Genomic DNA, 17,953 nt, shown 5'->3' on the forward strand with positions numbered 1-17,953 from the left:
GTTTTTATAGTTAAAATGTGTAGTTGAATGATAATGAATAGGTTGATCCCGGACGGTAAGCTCTGAAAGTATTACCTGTACCAGATTGTACAAAAGGTTTTCCGTCAAGCTCAAACGCGAAATTGTATTTCTCGTTAAATATGTCGCTTGCACTTAATTTGATCTCGCCTTTATTTTTTAATACTTTGTAGCCTACTTGCGCATCTACAACATTACGTGATTGCTCATATATGCTGGAGAACCTTTCGCCACCTGCATAAAAAATCCTTTTACCTAAGCGGTTATAAAGTATGTTGATAGATAGTTTATTATCCAATTCTGAATGTTGTAAACCCGCATTAATAACATAAGGCGATTGGCCCACCAATGGACGGGTAGTTTCTATGCTTTTAACACCGGCAGGGTTGGTGATTCTTGATTTGGTTATAGAAACATTGGCATAAGCGGTAGTGGCCTTAAAAAAGGTGCCGCCGTTTATAAAGTCAAGCGATTTACGTATCTCCATTTCTAAACCATATACATATGCCGATTTTGAATTAAAGTAGCTGATAGTGGTTGATGAGTTTATATCGTCAACTTTTGGCTCAATAGCGTTTTGGAAATTTTTATAAAATGCAGATATTGAAAATATCTGGCCAGCCGATGGGTAAAACTCATAACGCAGATCTGCATTGTCAATCACAGTTCTTTTAAGAGATGGCTCACCTTGTACGGTAGATAATAATTCATAATCATAGAAGGCGAAAGGTGCCAGTTCCCTAAACTCAGGGCGGGCCACACTACGGAAGTACGATGCCCTAAAGTTTGCTTTAGGTGTTACGCTATAAGTAAAGTTTACTGATGGCAGGAAATCGGTATTATTTAAAGTTACCCTGGGCTGGGTAACATTTGTTTCAGCAGTACTTAATTTTAGGTCAAATTTTTCAACCCTTAAACCGTAAACTACTCTTAGCTTCTCGCCCAATTTACTGTCCAGCATCGCATAAGCCGCATTGGTAAAGCTATTGGCGCTGTACCTATCGGTTGGGTTTGATAACTCTTCCAAATCATATAAGCCTGCATTAATAGCATTACGGCCAAACAAAGTTTCAATAGGTCTTTGTGCAACCGCGTCAGCATTAGGATCGTTTTGATTTAACACTAAACCCAGGAAACGTGCATTAAAATTCCTGTCGCGGTATTGCGAGTTAACACCAATTTTTAAAGTGCTTTGTTTAAACAGGTTTACCGGCACGGTATAATCAACCCGGCCCGAATAAATATTTTCATTAAGTTTTGAGAATACACGGGCGTTCTCTCTACCTAAAGTACTTACGGTAGCATAGTATGGGTCGCCCGCGCTGTTTTGTTTGTAATTTGTTTTTCTTTGGTCAGGCTGATCGTTTATCACATTACTGTAACCCAGGTTCCATTTGATTTTTGACTTTGATGAACCTAATTGGTGCTCACCCTCAAGAGTTGATTTCAACAATGATTTATATAGTGGGTCAAACGCGTAAAAACGGTTATCAGACGAACTTGTACTGGTATTAGGTCCTGTACGGTAAGTAAACCTATCATCAAAAATACTATTGTATAAATTTTTAAAGGTGATTTTGTTTTTGCCAAAGCTATATGCAAAATTAGCTAACGCGCCCACATTGGTTGAGAAGGTATACAACTGGTTACGATAATCATAGTTATCATATTGTTGTATCAACTCCGGAATGATATTTTGCGAGTTACGGTAAGTTAAGGCCACAGTAGTACCAAAGCGGTTATTGTTTTTACCTATCTCCTGTACGTTACCTAAAGTAAACTGGTAGGTTTGTGTAGGCAGGGCCTTGGTGGTATAAATGTTAAAATCGTTATTCAAGCTGTTTATGGCTTGTTTGTTTTGCGTTGGACCCAACTGGTTATTTAATATCTGGCTGCTGGTTGGGAAGTTTGTAACTAACGAGCGGTTGCCATCATTAAAAGCAAAATAATCGCCGGTAGTACGGTAGCCTGATTTGAAATCTTTAAATGTACTTTGCGTATTATAGCCAAAGCCCACACCAAAGTTTATAAAGTTTTGGTCAGGAATATCTTTAGTTAATACTTGTACATAACCGCCCGAAAAATCGCCCGGCATATCAGGGCTGGCGGTTTTATTGATAATGATATTATCAATAAGGGTTGCAGGTACTATATCAAACGAGAATGCTTTACGGTTAGGTTCGGTACTTGGAAGGGGCGAGCCATCTAATGACGCGTTATTATAACGGTCGCTTAAGCCGCGCACAACAACAAATTTATTATCCTGGATGGTTGCACCGCTTACACGCTTTAAAACATCACTTGTGCTTCTATCTGGCGATTTTTTGATCAGTTCTGACGATATACCATCAGATATAGATATACTGTTTTTTTGTATAGCATATAAAGCGTTAACAGATTCCTGTCGGTACGATGATTTAACCATTACCTCGCCAAGTGTTTGCGAGGCAGCTTCGCTTAAGGCTACATCCATTGTAGTAACCACGCCGGCTTTAACCTCAATATCGGCTATTGATTTGGTTTGGTAACCCATGTAGCGTATCTCCAGGGTGTATTTACCCGGTTTAAGGCCGTTAATTATATAGCTGCCTTCAACATCAGCAGCGGCGCCTATGGTGCTGCCTTGTATCATGGCCGATGCGCCAATTAAAGCTTCGCTGGTTTTTTGGTCGATAATTTTACCACTTATTTTGCCTGTAGTTTGCGCAAATGACTGGGCACTTATAATTAAAATAAGGCTTAGGGGAAGAATAAATTGTATAAGTTTTTTCACGTACTAATTATTTTTTGACAAAGTTATCCCGCCGCTTTTTTAAAGTCGATTTTTCGCGGTTATTAAACCATTATATGTTTTTAAATGAAATGTTAACAATGGTTCAGAAATACAACCATTGTTTCCCGGGGGAAATTAATCCTCTGTTACGTCCGTATCAGACGAGATCAGGGCTTTGAATTTATCGTTAACTTTAGTCAATACACGCAGGCAATTATATAATTCCTGCCAGGATATATCTTCAATTATTGTTTGTTCCAGGCCGGCAAGAGACTGGTTAAGTTTTGTAACCATATCGCCGCCTTTGGGAGTAAGTGATATCAATTTACTGCGGCGATCCTTATAATTAATATCCCTTACTACATAGCCTTTATCTATCAGCAAGTCAATAATACCCACCATGTTTGACTTTTCAATAAGTAGTTCGGTGCCCAAAACTTTTTGCGTGCTTTTGCCGCCCATACGGCTTAGCAATAATAAAATGTGGTAATGCTGGTAAACCTCTGTTTTTTTAAGCAGGTTGTTTAAATACGATTGATATGATTTATGTGCCAGCATAACCTGCAGGCTTAGGTCTTCGCCAAAATTCATATGCTTAAAATGATGGTAACATTAACTTCATATCACAAAGATTTTTAAAAATTACCTCAGCATCAATGCAAATTAATTTGATTACCAAAGCTTAATAATTACTTAACATAGTTGCGACTGTATAGCTAAAAGAGAAATACGGGTGTTTTAGGCCGCGTAAAACTTCAAACCCATAATGCCCGCCATGATCATGGTAATAAAAAGCATTTCGGACCAGCTAATGGCTTCATGGAAGAATAGTACATCGCAAAGCTTAAGGGTAATGATGCTGGCACCCGTCCATGCGGCAAAGGCCATACCTGTAGGTATAACTTTAATAGCCATAGAGAAGAACCACGCATTAGCCAATCCGAATATTAAATAGCCGGTTATAGGCGTGAGCAGTATCAATCCATCTACTGTATAAAAGTTGCCCCAGGTTAACAGTTTAAAATCGCTTAGCTTAAAAAACTTAACGCAATAGGTCCAAGCGGCTTCAAACAACGCGGCTATGATGATGTATATCCAGGCCAAAATATTTTTTTTGTGGCAAATTAGGAGTTGAATATTAATAAACTATATGCCACGGGTTAATTTTAAAACAACATTTGTTAATATGCCGAAATAAACGGAAATTGGCTTAACAAGTTATGCAACAAATTCTTACATGAAAAAAGTAACCGGTATTGGCGGCGTTTTTTTTAAAAGCGAAGATCCGAAAGCGATGAATGAGTGGTATGCCAAAAATTTAGGGTTGGAAACCAGCGAATACGGCACCACGTTTGAATGGCAACAGGCCGATGACCCATCAAAAAAAGGGTCTACATCATGGTGTGCGTTTCCAAAAGATAGCAAATATTTTGATCCGTCAACCAAACCTTTTATGATCAACTACCGGGTAGAAAACCTGGTTGCGCTGGTGGAAGAACTAAAAAAAGAAAAGGTTACTATTGTTGACGAGATAGCCGAATATGACTACGGTAAATTTATACACATCCTTGACCCCGAAGGAAACATTATTGAACTTTGGGAGCCAAAAGATGAATAACCTGCGAAGAAATTTACTGGCGGTACTATTATTAATTAGCTGCACGGCTTTTGCCCAAACCACCACCATTTGGATAGTGCGCCACGCCGAAAAAGCCACCACACCGGTTAATGACCCTGATCTGACACCTGAAGGTAGAGCCAGGGCTGCGGCTTTGGCCAAACAGCTTAAACAGCAAAACATAGCTGCTGTATTTACTACGTTATATAAACGTGCTGCAGAAACGGGTGAGCCAACTTTGAAAAAGGCTAATCTGCCTGAATTGCAAATTTATAACCCGTCAGACTTATTGGCATTTGCTAAAAAAGTGCTGCAAAATTATGCCGGGAAGAACGTATTGGTGGTAGGGCATTCTAACACCGTTATACCAACACTACTGGCATTTGGCGCAACCAAGCCTTTTGATACGCTGGACGATGAAGACTATGACCAATTGTTTAAAGTAACTATCGGCCCGGATAAAAGGGTCAGGTTAGTTATTAAGCGTTATGGTGCAGCGCATCATAATAATAAGGCAGTTGCCGAAAATAAAATGCAGTAGGTTAAAATGTTTTGCGCGGCTATTCGTCTAAGCCATTATGTACTTAACCTTATTAGCCTTACATTCCTTAACCCGCTGGCTGGTGTTGGTCAGTTTGCTTTATGCCATCATTAATAGCTACCGCGGTTGGTTGGCGAATAAACCTTGGCTAAAGTCCGATGATATCATAAGGCACGCTACCGCTACCATAGCCCATGTGCAGTTGGTATTAGGCATTGCGCTATATTTCATAAGCCCGATTGTAAATTATTTCCTGCATAATTTGAGTACGGCCATGCACGAGCGCAGCATCCGCTTTTTTGGGATGGAACATATTACCATGATGCTGATAGGCATAACCATGATAACCATAGGCTCGGTAAAAGCCAAACGCAAAGCCACCGACTACGAGAAATTTAAAACTATGGCCATTTGGTTTACCATAGACCTGCTCATCATATTAAGCTCTATACCATGGTCGTTTTCACCGTTAATAAGCCGGCCGAATTTTAGGGGGTTTTAGATAAAAAAGCCGATAACTTTTCAGCTATCGGCTTTTGTGCTCCCGACGAGATTCGAACTCATATCGATGGTACCGGAAACCATAATTCTATCCATTGAACTACGGGAGCTTCCCCCAAACCCCCTATAGGGGGCTTAGAATGACACAAATATAGATACTTCCCACCAAAGTTCCCCCTTTAGAGGGCGGAGGGGGCTATACGTTAAACCTAAAGTGCATAATATCGCCATCTTCCACAATATAGGTTTTACCCTCAACGCTTAGTTTGCCTGCTTCTTTACAGGCGGCTTCTGATTTGTATTTTACAAAATCATCATACTTTATCACCTCAGCACGTATAAAGCCTTTTTCAAAATCGGTATGGATAACGCCTGCCGCTTGCGGGGCGGTAAAGCCCTGCGTAATGGTCCAGGCACGTACTTCCTGTACACCTGCGGTAAAGTAGGTAGCCAGGTTAAGCAGTTTATAAGCTTCTTTGATGAGCTTGTTAACACCCGATTCGGTTAGGCCCATATCATCCAAAAACATTTGGCGCTCTTCAAAACTTTCCAGTTCGGCAATCTCGGCTTCTATCTGTGCAGATATGACCAACACACCTGCGTTCTCCTCTTTAGCTACAGCTTTTACTTTCTCTACATAAGCATTGCCGGTGTTAACGGCTGCTTCGTCCACATTACAAACGTATAGCACCGGTTTGGCGGTTAATAGTTGCAGGTCAGCAAAATACTCTTTATCCTCTTCGGCAACAGGCGCGGTACGGGCAGATCTACCCTCCAGCAAATGCGCTTTTAAAACCGTTAGCACTTCAAAGGTTTTTTTAGCATCCTTATCGCCGCCGGTTTTGGCCATTTTCTCAACCTTCTGTATCTTTTTTTCTATCGATTCCAGGTCCTTTAACTGTAACTCGGTATCTATGATTTCTTTATCACGTATAGGGTCAACACTGCCATCAACGTGTATCACGTTATCATTATCAAAACAGCGTAATACGTGCAGTATAGCATTGGTGGTACGGATGTTACCCAAAAACTGATTACCCAAACCTTCGCCTTTGCTGGCGCCTTTTACCAGGCCCGCAATGTCCACAATTTCTATTGTATTGGGTACAATAGCTTTGGGCTGCACTAATTCGGTTAAAACAGTTAACCGCTCATCCGGAACGGTTATTACGCCCACATTGGGTTCAATAGTACAAAACGGAAAGTTAGCCGCCTGCGCCTTGGCGTTTGATAAACAGTTAAAAAGAGTTGATTTACCCACGTTTGGCAAACCTACTATACCACATTGTAAAGCCATGTATTAGTTTATTAAGTTGATTGGGTGAGTGGTTTATTAAGTTTAGGGTTGATGTAAAATAACTTAATCAACCTAATCAACTCAATCAACCCTTCACTCAAAATTTGCGCAAAGATAACAGAAAATACTGCCTTATAATTTGAAAAAATAAACGACTTTTGCGGGAAGTAACAGAATTGGCAAAATATGTAAAAGCGGAGTAGTATGGAAGAAATGGTTGAGCAAATTGAATTGTTACTGGAGGAGGATAATATCATCCAACTGCAGGAATACCTGAACGACCTAAATATATCAGATGTTGAAGAACTGATAGGTGAACTTCCTGAACATGGTCCGCTATTTATAAATACCCTTTCTATTAACCGCGCGGTAAACGTTTTCCGCATATTAGATTTCCCTACGCAGGAGCGTATCATCAAAAAACTTCCGGGTAATAAACTTTCTGAGATCATAAATGAGCTGCCGCCTGATGACCGTACGGCACTATTTAGCGAGTTGCATGGCGACGCGGTGAAGGCATTGATCCTGCAACTTTCGCCTGCCGACCGTAAAGAAGCTTTATCCTTATTAGGTTATAAAGAAGACAGCGTTGGCCGTTTAATGACGCCCGATTACATTGCGGTTAAAAAAAGCTGGGATGTAAACCGTGTGCTAACCCACATACGCCAGTTTGGTAAAAACTCCGAAACCATTGATGTAATATATGTTTTGGGCGACAAAGGGGTGTTGCTGGATGACATCCGTATACGCGAAATATTATTAGTTGACCCGGATACCAAAGTAAGCCAGCTAATGGACGGGCGGCTGATATCATTAAAAGCTACTGATCCGCAGGAAGAAGCTATTAACGTGTTTAGGATGAATAACCGGGTTGCGCTGCCGGTTACTGACGATGAAAATATACTATTAGGTATTGTTACTATTGATGATATACTTTGGATAGCCAACGAAGAATACACCGAGGATATTCAAAAAATTGGTGGTACCCAAGCATTGAACGAGCCTTATTTGGATATTAACCTGCTTAAACTGGTCAAAAAAAGGGTAGGATGGCTCATTATTTTATTATTAGGCGAAATGCTTACCACTGTTGCTATGGGCTATTTTCAGCACGAGCTGGAAAAGGCGGTTATACTGGCCTTATTTATCCCGTTGATCATATCAGCCGGGGGTAATACAGGTTCGCAGGCATCAACGCTAATTATACAGGCTATGGCGCTTGGCGAAGTTACTATTGAAGATTGGTGGCGGGTAATGCGCCGCGAAATTATTTCGGGTTTGCTATTAGGCCTTACCCTGGGTATAATAGGTTTTTTACGCATAGCTATATCAACTGAATTTACCAATATTTATGGCCCGCACTGGATATTCTTAGCGCTTACCGTAGGTTTCTCTTTAGTAGGGGTGGTATTGTGGGGATCATTAATGGGATCAATGCTGCCGCTATTGTTAAAAAAACTTGGTGCCGACCCTGCAACTTCATCCGCCCCGTTTGTAGCTACGCTGGTGGATGTAACCGGGTTGATCATTTACTTTAGCATAGCCGTAATACTGATGCAAGATTTGCTGATTTAAAATGATTAAGGCATAAAAAAACCCGCTTTAGGCGGGTTTTTAGGTTTATAATAAGTTTTGGGTTTGATTAGTGACTATATTATATTTCGAAAGAAAAATCCTCGTCCGCTGTTTTAGCAATCGGAGCTTCCTGTCCATCATATTCGTAGCGTTTTTCAACTACTTCCTGGTGTTCTTTAATGTAATCAATGGTTCCCATTAATCCTTCCGCAAATTTTTCAAAATCTTCTTTGTATAAAAATATTTTGTGTTTAATAAAAACCCCATCTTCCAAACGTTTTTTGCTCTCGGTAATAGTAACATAATAATCGTTTGATCTGGTTGCTTTTACATCAAAAAAATAGGTACGTTTTCCGGCCCTTACCTTCTTTGAAAAAACCTCTTCGCGCTCTCTATTGTCAAAATCTCCCATGTTTAATATTGTGTTGTATTTAGTTTGATTGGCATAAATATAAATAAATTTTCAAACTGCAAGTATTAAAACAAATATTATTGTTGTTTTTTAACACTTTTTAATATTAATTAAGTATTAACCACAGTTTCAGGCATTTTCTTCTTCTTCTAACAATTGCTTTTCGTATAATTCAAAATAATTACCTCGTTGCTGCATTAAAAAGTCATGCGTTCCTTGTTCAACAATCTCGCCGTTATCTATTACCAGAATCTTGTCAGCATTTTTTATGGTGGATATACGGTGCGCAATAATTATACTGGTTTTACCCTGCATAACCCGCCCTAAATTATTTAATATCTCTTCCTCGGTACGCGTATCTACTGCCGAAAGGCAATCATCAAAAATTAATATCTGCGGCTGCTTAACTATGGCACGGGCTATAGATACCCGTTGCTTTTGTCCGCCCGATAAGGTAACGCCACGTTCGCCTATAAGGGTTTCAAAACCATTAGGTAGCCCTTTAATGTTATTATATACCGCGGCATCTTTAGCGGCCTGCTCAATAGTGGGCATATTGCCTACATCGGCACTAAAAGCAATGTTGCGGGCAATGGTATCCGAAAATAAAAAAACCTCCTGCGGTACAACACCCACTTGTGCGCGATATCCCCCCAGGTTAAGTTGTTTTACCGAAGTGCCATCAATCAAAACATCGCCGCTGGTGGTATCATACATCCGCATTAATAAATTGGCCAGGGTTGATTTGCCCGACCCGGTACGCCCAATAATAGCCACCATTTGCCCGGCTTTTGCTGTAAACGATACATTTTTTAAAGCCTGTATACCGGTATCGGGGTAGGTAAACGAGACATTGTTAAATTCAATATCGCCGCTTATAGGTTTTACGGGTACATTAGGCGATACAATTTCGGGATGCTCATGTAAAAACTCGTTAATGCGCTTTTGTGATGCCGCTGCACGCTGTATCAGCGAAGTAACCCAGCCCAGCGCCATTACCGGGAAGGTTAACTGGTTCAAATAAACCAAAAACTCGGCTATATTACCCGTGGTTATGTTACCCTTCATTACCTCTACACCACCAATGTATATGGTAATAATATTACTTAACCCTACCAATAGTAACATTAATGGATAAAACAACGCTTGCACCCTTACTAACGCCATGGAGTGGGTTTTATAATTATCGCTTTCGGCAGCAAATTTTTTACGAACGTAGCCCTCGCGCACATACGATTTCATGATGCGTATGCCCGAAAAATTTTCCTGCACAAAGCTTGACAGGCCAGATAACCGCTCCTGTATCTTCTCGCTGCGGAAGTTGATGATATTGTTAACGTAATATATAATTACAGATAAAATTGGCAGCGGTAAAATGGAGTAAAACGTAAGCCTTAAATTAACAAAAAGCATAAACCCAACTACCATTACAAATAGCACAACGGTATTAATGGTGTACATGATACCCGGGCCCAGGTACATACGTACACGGCTCACATCCTCGGTGGCACGGTTCATTAAATCGCCGGTGTTGTGGCGGCGGTAAAATGCCAGTGATAATATTTGGTAATGATTATATATCTCGTTCTTTAAATCATACTCAATATGGCGCGACATGAGGATGATAGTTTGCCGCATAAAGAATAAAAACAAGCCGCGTAGTAATGCCAGTATCAATACCAATATACCAAACAGCAACAGGCTCGATCCAAAAATGTCATAGATCAGCTCTTGCCGGTTAAAACCCGCAAATTGTTGGTACAAGCTAATGTTTTCGGTAACCAGGTCAAAAGCTATACGTATAACCTGCGCGGGTAATACACTAAATACGTTTGATATAATTACAAAAAGCACCCCTGGTATTAAGCGCCAGCGGTATTTAACAAAAAATTTATTGAGGTATGCGAGGTCCTTCATTTTGGTATAGCAACAAAAATACAGTAAAAAGCTTTACCGCGATAATCTAAAAAATGCCAATTCCAGTCCGTCCTCCTCTGTGAAATTTTCTCCGCGTTTAAAGCCAGCTTTTTCCAATACCCGTTGCGATGCTATATTAGGTAACTGTGTGCACGCAACTATTGCTTTTATATTTGGTGTAGTAAAGCCATAAGCAACAAGTGCTTCCACCATTTCTGTAGCTAAACCTTGTCCCCAGTATTTTTTTTCCATGCTATAGCCTATCTCAAATATATTTGAATCATTATGAAACGTGCGCAACAGGCATCCTCCAATAAATTCACCATTGCTTTTACTAAACATGCCCCACATGCCATTGGTTTTTGTTGTTTGATATTGAATAAAGGCATTATTGAAAAAACCTATGCGTTCTTCTCTACTTCGCTTGGGGATGTATAGGGCAACCTCTTTATCTGTAAAGTGATTTAAATATGTTTCCAGTTCATGCGGTAAATATTCGCGAATGGTTATTCTGTTGGTTTGGGCAATAAGGTGCATAGCCAAATATAAGGCAATTAGTACTGCGTATAAGCTAAACGCGTTGGTTTTTTAATGTAAATGCTTTGTCGCAATAAAAAAATAGCTACTTTTGACCTACCTTAAAACACTCCATGCCGATCTCAACCGCTATCGATTCTATATTTAACCAACTGGGCGCGTTTGGACATAAAAAAGTTGTTTACTGCAGCGACCCTGATACCGGGTTAAAAGCCATTATAGCTATTCATGATACTACCCTGGGCCCTGCTTTGGGCGGTGTGCGTATGTGGAACTACAAAACCGAAGCTGATGCTTTAAGCGATGTATTGCGCCTGTCAAGAAGCATGACCTACAAAGCCGCAATATCGGGCCTTGACCTGGGTGGTGGCAGCGCGGTTATCATTGGCGATTCGCATAAAGATAAAACCGAGGAATTGATGCGTAAGTTTGGCCGTTTTGTTAAAAATTTAAACGGCGAGTTTATTGCAGGCGAAGATGTGGGTACCAATTTGCGCGATATGGAATATATCCGCATGGAAACCGAGCATGTAGCCGGCTTGCCCGAAACCATTGGCGGCAGCGGCGACCCGGCACCCATAGCGGCAATGGGCGTCTTCATGGGTATAAAGGCATCGGTAAAAGAGCTTTTCGGTACCGATAGCCTAACCGGTAAATCAGTTATTGTGCAAGGCATAGGCCATGTGGGCGAGCACCTGGTAAAATTGCTTCGTGATGAGAATGTTAAAATTTATATAAGCGACATCAATGAAGAACGCACAGGGCAGGTATCAAAAAAGTATGGAGCCGAGGCTGTAACCCATAATAGCATTTTTGATATTGATGCAGACATATATTCGCCATGTGCTTTAGGCGGTACTATTAACACGCAAACAATTAATAAGCTTAAATGCGGCATCATTGCCGGATCGGCCAATAACCAGTTAGAAGATGAAGCCCGGCACGGCAAAATGCTGCTGGATAAGGGTATTTTATTTGCACCTGACTATGTAATAAACGCAGGTGGTGTAATTAATTGCTACTCAGAACTAATGGGCTTCAGCAAAAAGCGTTCGTTGCAGTTGACCGAAAATATTTATGAAGCAACCCGCAATATTTTAAAACTTTCTAAGGCCGAAAGCATTTCTACCATAGAAGCGGCTAATAAAATTGCCGAAAAACGTATTGCAGCTATTAATAAAGTAAAATCATCCTATTAAATAACAATATCACAAACCCGGGAGTTGATCCCAAAATCGTTCTTACTAATGTTAAACAGAAGGCACCTAAGAGTAAAAGTATTACAATCATTGTACGCGTACCATCAATCGGATGTGCGTGATTTAAAGGTTCACGAGAAAAATTTACTGCTGAGTATTGATAAGGTATTTGAGATGTATATCTGGATGCTTTCATTAATATCAGAAGTGGTAGGCTATGCCGAAACCGATGCTACCGAAAGGGCCCACAAACATTTACCTACAGCCGACGACTTAAATGCCAATCTTAAAATTTTAACTAACCGTTTTGTTTTATCACTTAACCAAAACAAGGAATTTTTAGCCGCGCTAAAAAAATATAAAGTATCGTGGACATTTGAGCCCGAGTTGACAAAAACCCTGTTCAGTATCTTAAAATCATCACCAGAGTATGCCGATTACCTGCAGAAAAAGGATGATAATATCCACACTGATAAGGACATTATTAAATTTATCTTCAAAAAAGTTATACTAAAATCATCATTAGCCGACCAGGTTTTTGAGGATATGTTTATTGTTTGGCCGGTTGATAAAGATGTATTGCAGGCACTGATAGCTAAAACCTTTAAAAACTTTGCATCAGATGATGATTACAGCAAAAATGAGTTGGCCGAAGTAACAGGTAATTGGACTGAGGACAAGGAATTTATAATAAGTTTGTTTCAAAATACCATCCGTTATGATGAGGAATACCAGGAACTGATAAGCGCCAAAACCCAAAACTGGGAGCCCGAGCGTATAGCCATGATGGATACATTGCTGATGAAAATGGCTTTGGCCGAGTTTTTAAAGTTTAACTCCATACCGGTTAAAGTAACCATTAATGAATACCTGGAGATATCTAAAGAGTTTAGCACACCCAAAAGCAATTCGTTTATAAACGGTATATTAGACAAGATTTTGATAGAGCTAAAGGCTCAAAATAAAATTGTAAAAATAGGCAGAGGATTAATAGAATAATTATGATGAAAAAACTGTTTTTAGGTTTATTACTGGCAGGAACTACTTTGGTAGCTTGCAACCAAACCCAATCAACCGACACTGAAAAAACTGATGGCGAAGGCACAACTACTGTAAATGCCAATGCCCCGGTAATGAAATTTGAATTAGAAAGCTATGATTTTGGTAAAGTAAAAGCGGGCGATAAGGTTACTTATGATTTTAAGTTTACCAACACCGGCCCATCGCCATTAATCATAAGCACTGCTACCGCATCATGCGGTTGTACTGTGCCCGAGTGGCCTAAAGAACCTATACAACCAGGCCAGGACGGCAATATAAAGGTTACTTTTGACAGTGCCAATAAAGAAGGTTTACAGGATAAGCAAATAACCGTTACCGCCAATACCAGCCCCGCGCAAAATGTGGTACATTTGGTTGGCGAAGTACTTACAAAATAAATTGAACAAAAAATGATAGCAACTATTTTATTACAGGCTGGTGGTTTTGATAGCCGTATGTTAATTATGTACGGCCTTATTGCGCTGGTATTTTATTTCTTTATGATACGCCCGCAGTTAAAAAAGCAAAAGGATCAGAAGAAATTTACTGAAGAACTAAAAAAAGGCGACAAGATTATTACCACAGCAGGTATGCACGGCCGTATAGCCGAAGTTGCCGATACTACTTTTTTAATTGAAACAGAGGGTGGTGGTAAAATACGTTTTGATAAATCAGCCATATCATTAGATGCATCAAAACCATTAAATACGCCGCCTGCAGCCGCTAAGTAAGCTTAAAGCATAAGGCTTAAAGCGAAAAGCTTATGAAGAAATATACATAAAGCGGAGAGAAAAGCAATAGCTTTCACCTTTCCGCTTTCTGCTTTTAGCTCAAAAATATGCCTATAATAAAACTATCAGCAACAGAAAGGAGACGGGTATCGGTATTTTTTACCTGCCTGGTGCTGGCTATTATTGCATGGGTGGTAGTTACCCTGTCGCGCACTTATAATTTCAGCGTAAAACAGGTGCTGGCTTATAAAAATACTCCAAAAAAGCGGGCCTTTCATTCTTTACAATCAGATACAGTTGATGTTACGGTTAAAGGCACAGGCTGGGAGATGCTTTTTTCAAAAATGAATAGCATGAGCCCGGCTATAAAAATAGACCTAAGCTCGTTAGAATATGAAGACTACGTATTGTTAAGCGAGCAGGTTAAGGCCATAAATAAGAATAAGCAGTATCCGCATGAAATTGTATCATTTAACCCGGATACACTTTATTTTGATTTTTCGCACCGCCGGGTAAAACGCGTGCCGGTAAAATTGGCCATGAAGTTAAAATACCAGCAGCAGTTTGCCCAATCAGATAATATTATTATAAACCCCCGCTACGTTACAATAAGCGGGCCCAGTAGTGTAATTGACAAGATAACCTCCTGGCAAACCGACTCGTTAAAAGCAACCGATGTAAGCGAAAGTATAAATACGCGTGTTAAATTAGTGCCTGTAAAGGAGGGTAATATTGGTATATTTCCTAATAGTGTGCAGGTGAAAATACCCGTAGCTGAGTTTACCGAAAAAACTATTGAGGTACCTGTTAAACTGGTTAATAACACCAGTTATTATAATGTAAACTTGCTGCCTAAAAAAGTTAGTGTGACCTTTACTACTGCTTTAAACAAGTATGCGGGAATGAACGATGAGTTTTTTGAGGCCGAAGTTGATTTAAGTATGTGGAAAAATTATGGGTATAAAATACTGCCTGTTAAAATTACACAATTGCCCAATTTTTGCAGAATAGTAAAAATAGAACCACAAAGTGTAGACTTCATTATCAAAAAATAATGCTTAAAATAGGTATCACCGGTAATATTGGCAGCGGTAAAACTACCGTAAGCAAGTTATTTGAACTGATGGGCATACCTGTTTTTTATGCCGATGATGCTGCTAAAATATTAATGGTTACTGATGAAACACTGATAGCCGGTATAAAGCAAACCTTTGGCCCCGAAAGTTACCTGGATGATAAAACCTTAAACCGAAAGTATATAGCCGATATTGTTTTTAATGATGAAATACAATTGGCCAAATTAAACGCGTTGGTGCATCCTGCCGTATTTAGGGCGTTTGATAGTTGGGCCGACCAGGAAGTAAAAGATGGCGTGCCTTATGTTTTGAAAGAAGCAGCTGTTTTATTTGAAAGCTCATCCTACAAATTTTGCGATAAAACCATAATGGTTACCGCACCATTAGAGTTGCGTATAAAACGTGTTATGCACCGCGATAACATTACCCGCCAGGAGGTACTGAACCGCGAAGCGCGCCAGTTTACCGAAGAAAAAAAAATACAACTGGCCGATTATGTGATCAAAAACGACGAATCGGAATTGGTGATACCACAGGTGTTGAAATTGCATAATATTTTTTTGTCATTAGTCAATGGTCACTAGTCATTAGTGCATATAAGTAATAAAAGAATCTAATGACAACTGACCAATGACCAATCCCCCAATAATAGATGATTTTGTAGCCTTTGATGCCAATGGTTTATACTGTAAATACGGCGATTTTTATATCGATCCGCAGCAGCCGGTAAAAAACGCGGTCATATCGCACGCACATGCAGATCATGCGGTTAGCGGTAACACCAATGTATATGCTACACCAGCTACGTTGCAGTTTATGCAATTACGTTATGCTAAAAGCACAGGTAGGGTTTTAAATAAAGTAACCTACAATGAGCCGTTTAATATTGGAGGCGTACAGGTTACTTATATATCCGCAGGGCATATATTGGGGTCGGCGCAGGTTTTAATGGAATACGGGGGCGTAAAATACCTTTATACGGGCGATTATAAACTGCAACCTGATGCCACTTGCGAACCTATTGAATGGGCAAAAGCCGATGTGCTGATAACCGAAAGCACCTTTGCCGACCCGGCCGTAATACACCCAGATCCGGTTGAAGAGATAAAAAAACTAAATAACATACAAAGCAATATCCTGTTAGGTGCCTATAGCCTGGGTAAAAGCCAGCGTTTGATACAAATGATAAATGAATATGCTCCGCAGAAAAAAGTATTAGTGCATCACCGTATTATGGCTATTAATGCTATTTATGAGCTGATGGGGTACTCGCCGGGCAATTACCAGGTATACGGCCGTAAATTAATGAAGGAACAAAAGGAATACGTATACATAGTACCCCCTTTTACTTTCGACAGCTATTTTAAAGCCACGGGAGTAAAGCGCCTTTTTGCTTCGGGATGGAAAAATTTGCAGGTAAATAAGGATGATACCCTTTTTATATCAGACCATGTGGATTGGAACGATATACTGCAAGCCATTAAAGAAGTGCAACCCACCCAGGTTTGGACACTGCATGGCAACGGCAATCACCTTAAAAATCATTTTGCTGATAAGCTTTTTGTAAAGATGTTATGCTAACTATACGTTTAAATTAGTTTCAAGGTGTAATTTGATTATATTGTCGGTCCTTATCAAAACCAATATGAGAGCGTATTTTTTAATAATAATTTTATTTATTGCTGCTTGCAGTAAAAAAGAAACTGCACCTGTTGAAACTGCACTTGTTGAACCTTCGTGGGTAGTAACAACATTTGCGGGTAGTGGAGAAAAGAAGATAGCGAACGGAACAGGAACTGCAGCATCATTTTATAGCCCTTCAAATATAACAATCGATGCGGCAGGTAATCTTTATGTAGCAGAAGGTAGTTTAATACGCAAAATAACCCCGGCAGGGGTAGTTACAACTATAGCTGGCAGTAGTACAACTGCCGGTTATGCCGATGGCATTGGTACGGCGGCGTTATTTCAAGGAATAACTGGGATTTTTTCAGATAAAGCCGGCAATATATATGTTGCAGACCTAGGTAATTACAGGATACGTAAAGTAAATACAAATGGGACTGTAACCACTATAGCAGGGAGCGGAGCTAAAGGTACAGCTGATGGTACAGGCACTGCAGCCAGTTTTACTTACCTTGCCGCTATTACGCTTGATGCAAATGACAACCTTTATGTAATTGATGACTTTACAAAAATAAGGAAAGTGACCCCTTCTGGTGTGGTAACTACCTTATCGGTACGTTCAGCAACAGGCACAGGGGCTCCATATTTTCTGTTATTTGGACTTACAACCGATTTAGCTGGTAACATATACGTATGTGATTCAAATAACAATTTGATAAAAAAAATCACTCCTGATGGGGTAGCTTCCACTCTTGCGGGTACCGCTAACGTCCGGGGTTCGGCAGACGGTGTAGGTACGGCTGCTTCATTTGACGGGCCGTTTCAAGTTGCAACTGATGCTGCAGGTAATGTTTATGTTAGTGAAGCATTTAATAATAAAATACGCAAAATAACACCTGGAGGTGTGGTTACTACTATTGCCGGTAACGGCATGGCGGGGGCAACTAATGGTTCTGGTGCTTCAGCATCTTTTAATCATCCCTACGGTATAGCGGTAGATATGGCGGGAAATATCTATGTGGCCGATGCTTACAATAATTTGATTCGTAAAATAACTTTCAAATAATACATTGATAAACATAGCTAGTTGA

Annotated in this window: 19 protein-coding genes and 1 tRNA gene; 12 read left to right on the plus strand and 8 right to left on the minus strand. The window is 40.0% G+C overall.

Annotation, left to right across the window (positions count from 1 at the left end; all coding sequences use genetic code 11):
* Positions 1–10: 10 nt before the first annotated feature.
* The 3 genes from ACYVJ6_RS04575 to ACYVJ6_RS04585 all read right to left on the minus strand — a co-directional run bounded on the left by ACYVJ6_RS04575 (position 11) and on the right by ACYVJ6_RS04585 (position 3,895).
* Positions 11–2,791, minus strand: a complete 2,781-nt coding sequence (locus tag ACYVJ6_RS04575) for a TonB-dependent receptor (protein WP_460692848.1) — start codon at positions 2,789–2,791, stop codon at positions 11–13.
* 135 nt (positions 2,792–2,926) lie between these two features.
* On the minus strand, positions 2,927–3,382 hold the full coding sequence (locus tag ACYVJ6_RS04580; protein WP_460692849.1) for a MarR family winged helix-turn-helix transcriptional regulator: 456 nt from the start codon (positions 3,380–3,382) through the stop codon (positions 2,927–2,929).
* A gap of 147 nt (positions 3,383–3,529) precedes the next feature.
* Positions 3,530–3,895 carry a DMT family transporter gene (locus ACYVJ6_RS04585; protein ID WP_460692850.1) on the minus strand — a complete coding sequence of 122 codons (366 nt, stop codon included), beginning with the start codon at positions 3,893–3,895 and terminating at the stop codon, positions 3,530–3,532.
* Between the two features lie 133 nt (positions 3,896–4,028).
* On the opposite strand from ACYVJ6_RS04585, the gene ACYVJ6_RS04590 reads away from it, so the two are divergent.
* Genes ACYVJ6_RS04590 through ACYVJ6_RS04600 form a run of 3 tightly spaced genes read left to right on the plus strand, consistent with a single transcriptional unit; the run spans position 4,029 to position 5,452 of the window.
* Positions 4,029–4,409 (plus strand): VOC family protein, encoded by a 381-nt coding sequence (locus tag ACYVJ6_RS04590; protein ID WP_460692851.1) that lies wholly within the window; start codon positions 4,029–4,031, stop codon positions 4,407–4,409.
* The gene (locus ACYVJ6_RS04595) at positions 4,402–4,950 is read left to right on the plus strand and encodes a phosphoglycerate mutase family protein (RefSeq protein ID WP_460692852.1); all 549 of its coding nucleotides are present in this window, start codon (positions 4,402–4,404) and stop codon (positions 4,948–4,950) included. The genes ACYVJ6_RS04590 and ACYVJ6_RS04595 overlap by 8 nt, the downstream gene beginning before the upstream one ends.
* A gap of 37 nt (positions 4,951–4,987) precedes the next feature.
* Positions 4,988–5,452: a hypothetical protein gene (locus ACYVJ6_RS04600; protein WP_460692853.1), complete on the plus strand. Its 465-nt coding sequence runs from the start codon at positions 4,988–4,990 to the stop codon at positions 5,450–5,452.
* A gap of 37 nt (positions 5,453–5,489) precedes the next feature.
* Here the strand turns inward: ACYVJ6_RS04600 and ACYVJ6_RS04605 are convergent.
* Both ACYVJ6_RS04605 and ychF read right to left on the minus strand, forming a co-directional pair.
* Positions 5,490–5,561, minus strand: a tRNA-Arg gene (locus ACYVJ6_RS04605).
* 86 nt (positions 5,562–5,647) lie between these two features.
* Positions 5,648–6,748 carry a redox-regulated ATPase YchF gene (gene ychF, locus ACYVJ6_RS04610; RefSeq protein WP_460692854.1) on the minus strand — a complete coding sequence of 367 codons (1,101 nt, stop codon included), beginning with the start codon at positions 6,746–6,748 and terminating at the stop codon, positions 5,648–5,650.
* A gap of 204 nt (positions 6,749–6,952) precedes the next feature.
* Between ychF and mgtE the strand changes: the two genes are divergently transcribed.
* Positions 6,953–8,323: a magnesium transporter gene (mgtE, locus tag ACYVJ6_RS04615; RefSeq protein WP_460692855.1), complete on the plus strand. Its 1,371-nt coding sequence runs from the start codon at positions 6,953–6,955 to the stop codon at positions 8,321–8,323.
* 79 nt (positions 8,324–8,402) lie between these two features.
* On the opposite strand, the gene ACYVJ6_RS04620 is transcribed toward mgtE, so the two are convergent.
* From ACYVJ6_RS04620 to ACYVJ6_RS04630, 3 genes are all read right to left on the minus strand, one after another.
* Positions 8,403–8,735, minus strand: a complete 333-nt coding sequence (locus tag ACYVJ6_RS04620; RefSeq protein ID WP_460692856.1) for a DUF3276 family protein — start codon at positions 8,733–8,735, stop codon at positions 8,403–8,405.
* A 129-nt stretch (positions 8,736–8,864) separates the two neighbouring features.
* Positions 8,865–10,652: an ABC transporter ATP-binding protein gene (locus ACYVJ6_RS04625; protein ID WP_460692857.1), complete on the minus strand. Its 1,788-nt coding sequence runs from the start codon at positions 10,650–10,652 to the stop codon at positions 8,865–8,867.
* 33 nt (positions 10,653–10,685) lie between these two features.
* Positions 10,686–11,189, minus strand: a complete 504-nt coding sequence (locus tag ACYVJ6_RS04630; protein ID WP_460692858.1) for a GNAT family N-acetyltransferase — start codon at positions 11,187–11,189, stop codon at positions 10,686–10,688.
* Between the two features lie 113 nt (positions 11,190–11,302).
* On the opposite strand from ACYVJ6_RS04630, the gene ACYVJ6_RS04635 reads away from it, so the two are divergent.
* The 8 genes from ACYVJ6_RS04635 to ACYVJ6_RS04670 all read left to right on the plus strand — a co-directional run bounded on the left by ACYVJ6_RS04635 (position 11,303) and on the right by ACYVJ6_RS04670 (position 17,928).
* Positions 11,303–12,388, plus strand: coding sequence for a Glu/Leu/Phe/Val family dehydrogenase (locus ACYVJ6_RS04635; protein WP_460692859.1), 1,086 nt, complete (start codon positions 11,303–11,305; stop codon positions 12,386–12,388).
* 48 nt (positions 12,389–12,436) lie between these two features.
* Complete coding sequence (gene nusB / locus ACYVJ6_RS04640) at positions 12,437–13,387, plus strand: transcription antitermination factor NusB (protein ID WP_460692860.1); 951 nt, start codon at positions 12,437–12,439, stop codon at positions 13,385–13,387.
* A gap of 2 nt (positions 13,388–13,389) precedes the next feature.
* Entirely contained in the window at positions 13,390–13,827 is a 438-nt protein-coding gene (locus tag ACYVJ6_RS04645) for a DUF1573 domain-containing protein (protein WP_460692861.1), read from the plus strand.
* Positions 13,828–13,839: 12 nt separating this feature from the next.
* Positions 13,840–14,160 carry a preprotein translocase subunit YajC gene (yajC, locus tag ACYVJ6_RS04650; protein ID WP_460692862.1) on the plus strand — a complete coding sequence of 107 codons (321 nt, stop codon included), beginning with the start codon at positions 13,840–13,842 and terminating at the stop codon, positions 14,158–14,160.
* A 107-nt stretch (positions 14,161–14,267) separates the two neighbouring features.
* Positions 14,268–15,215, plus strand: coding sequence for a CdaR family protein (locus ACYVJ6_RS04655; protein ID WP_460692863.1), 948 nt, complete (start codon positions 14,268–14,270; stop codon positions 15,213–15,215).
* Positions 15,215–15,820, plus strand: a complete 606-nt coding sequence (gene coaE, locus ACYVJ6_RS04660) for a dephospho-CoA kinase (RefSeq protein WP_460692864.1) — start codon at positions 15,215–15,217, stop codon at positions 15,818–15,820. Before ACYVJ6_RS04655 ends, coaE begins: the two co-directional genes overlap by 1 nt.
* A 46-nt stretch (positions 15,821–15,866) precedes the next feature.
* The gene (locus tag ACYVJ6_RS04665; protein ID WP_460692865.1) at positions 15,867–16,817 is read left to right on the plus strand and encodes an MBL fold metallo-hydrolase; all 951 of its coding nucleotides are present in this window, start codon (positions 15,867–15,869) and stop codon (positions 16,815–16,817) included.
* Between the two features lie 64 nt (positions 16,818–16,881).
* Positions 16,882–17,928, plus strand: coding sequence for an NHL repeat-containing protein (locus ACYVJ6_RS04670; protein WP_460692866.1), 1,047 nt, complete (start codon positions 16,882–16,884; stop codon positions 17,926–17,928).
* Positions 17,929–17,953 lie beyond the last annotated feature (25 nt).

This window comes from Mucilaginibacter puniceus (assembly GCF_054783175.1).

What these genes read in the sequence shown, in the direction of transcription:
- ACYVJ6_RS04590 (WP_460692851.1), top strand. Translation starts at nt 4,029, where the DNA reads ATGAAAAAAGTAACCGGTATTGGCGGCGTTTTTTTTAAAAGCGAAGAT.
- ACYVJ6_RS04645 (WP_460692861.1), top strand. Translation starts at nt 13,390, where the DNA reads ATGATGAAAAAACTGTTTTTAGGTTTATTACTGGCAGGAACTACTTTG.
- nusB (WP_460692860.1), top strand. Translation starts at nt 12,437, where the DNA reads ATGTTAAACAGAAGGCACCTAAGAGTAAAAGTATTACAATCATTGTAC.
- ACYVJ6_RS04600 (WP_460692853.1), top strand. Translation starts at nt 4,988, where the DNA reads ATGTACTTAACCTTATTAGCCTTACATTCCTTAACCCGCTGGCTGGTG.
- yajC (WP_460692862.1), top strand. Translation starts at nt 13,840, where the DNA reads ATGATAGCAACTATTTTATTACAGGCTGGTGGTTTTGATAGCCGTATG.
- ACYVJ6_RS04630 (WP_460692858.1), bottom strand. Translation starts at nt 11,189, where the DNA reads ATGCACCTTATTGCCCAAACCAACAGAATAACCATTCGCGAATATTTA.
- coaE (WP_460692864.1), top strand. Translation starts at nt 15,215, where the DNA reads ATGCTTAAAATAGGTATCACCGGTAATATTGGCAGCGGTAAAACTACC.
- ACYVJ6_RS04665 (WP_460692865.1), top strand. Translation starts at nt 15,867, where the DNA reads ATGACCAATCCCCCAATAATAGATGATTTTGTAGCCTTTGATGCCAAT.
- ACYVJ6_RS04580 (WP_460692849.1), bottom strand. Translation starts at nt 3,382, where the DNA reads ATGAATTTTGGCGAAGACCTAAGCCTGCAGGTTATGCTGGCACATAAA.
- ychF (WP_460692854.1), bottom strand. Translation starts at nt 6,748, where the DNA reads ATGGCTTTACAATGTGGTATAGTAGGTTTGCCAAACGTGGGTAAATCA.
- ACYVJ6_RS04625 (WP_460692857.1), bottom strand. Translation starts at nt 10,652, where the DNA reads ATGAAGGACCTCGCATACCTCAATAAATTTTTTGTTAAATACCGCTGG.
- ACYVJ6_RS04655 (WP_460692863.1), top strand. Translation starts at nt 14,268, where the DNA reads ATGCCTATAATAAAACTATCAGCAACAGAAAGGAGACGGGTATCGGTA.
- ACYVJ6_RS04595 (WP_460692852.1), top strand. Translation starts at nt 4,402, where the DNA reads ATGAATAACCTGCGAAGAAATTTACTGGCGGTACTATTATTAATTAGC.
- ACYVJ6_RS04670 (WP_460692866.1), top strand. Translation starts at nt 16,882, where the DNA reads ATGAGAGCGTATTTTTTAATAATAATTTTATTTATTGCTGCTTGCAGT.
- ACYVJ6_RS04620 (WP_460692856.1), bottom strand. Translation starts at nt 8,735, where the DNA reads ATGGGAGATTTTGACAATAGAGAGCGCGAAGAGGTTTTTTCAAAGAAG.
- ACYVJ6_RS04635 (WP_460692859.1), top strand. Translation starts at nt 11,303, where the DNA reads ATGCCGATCTCAACCGCTATCGATTCTATATTTAACCAACTGGGCGCG.
- mgtE (WP_460692855.1), top strand. Translation starts at nt 6,953, where the DNA reads ATGGAAGAAATGGTTGAGCAAATTGAATTGTTACTGGAGGAGGATAAT.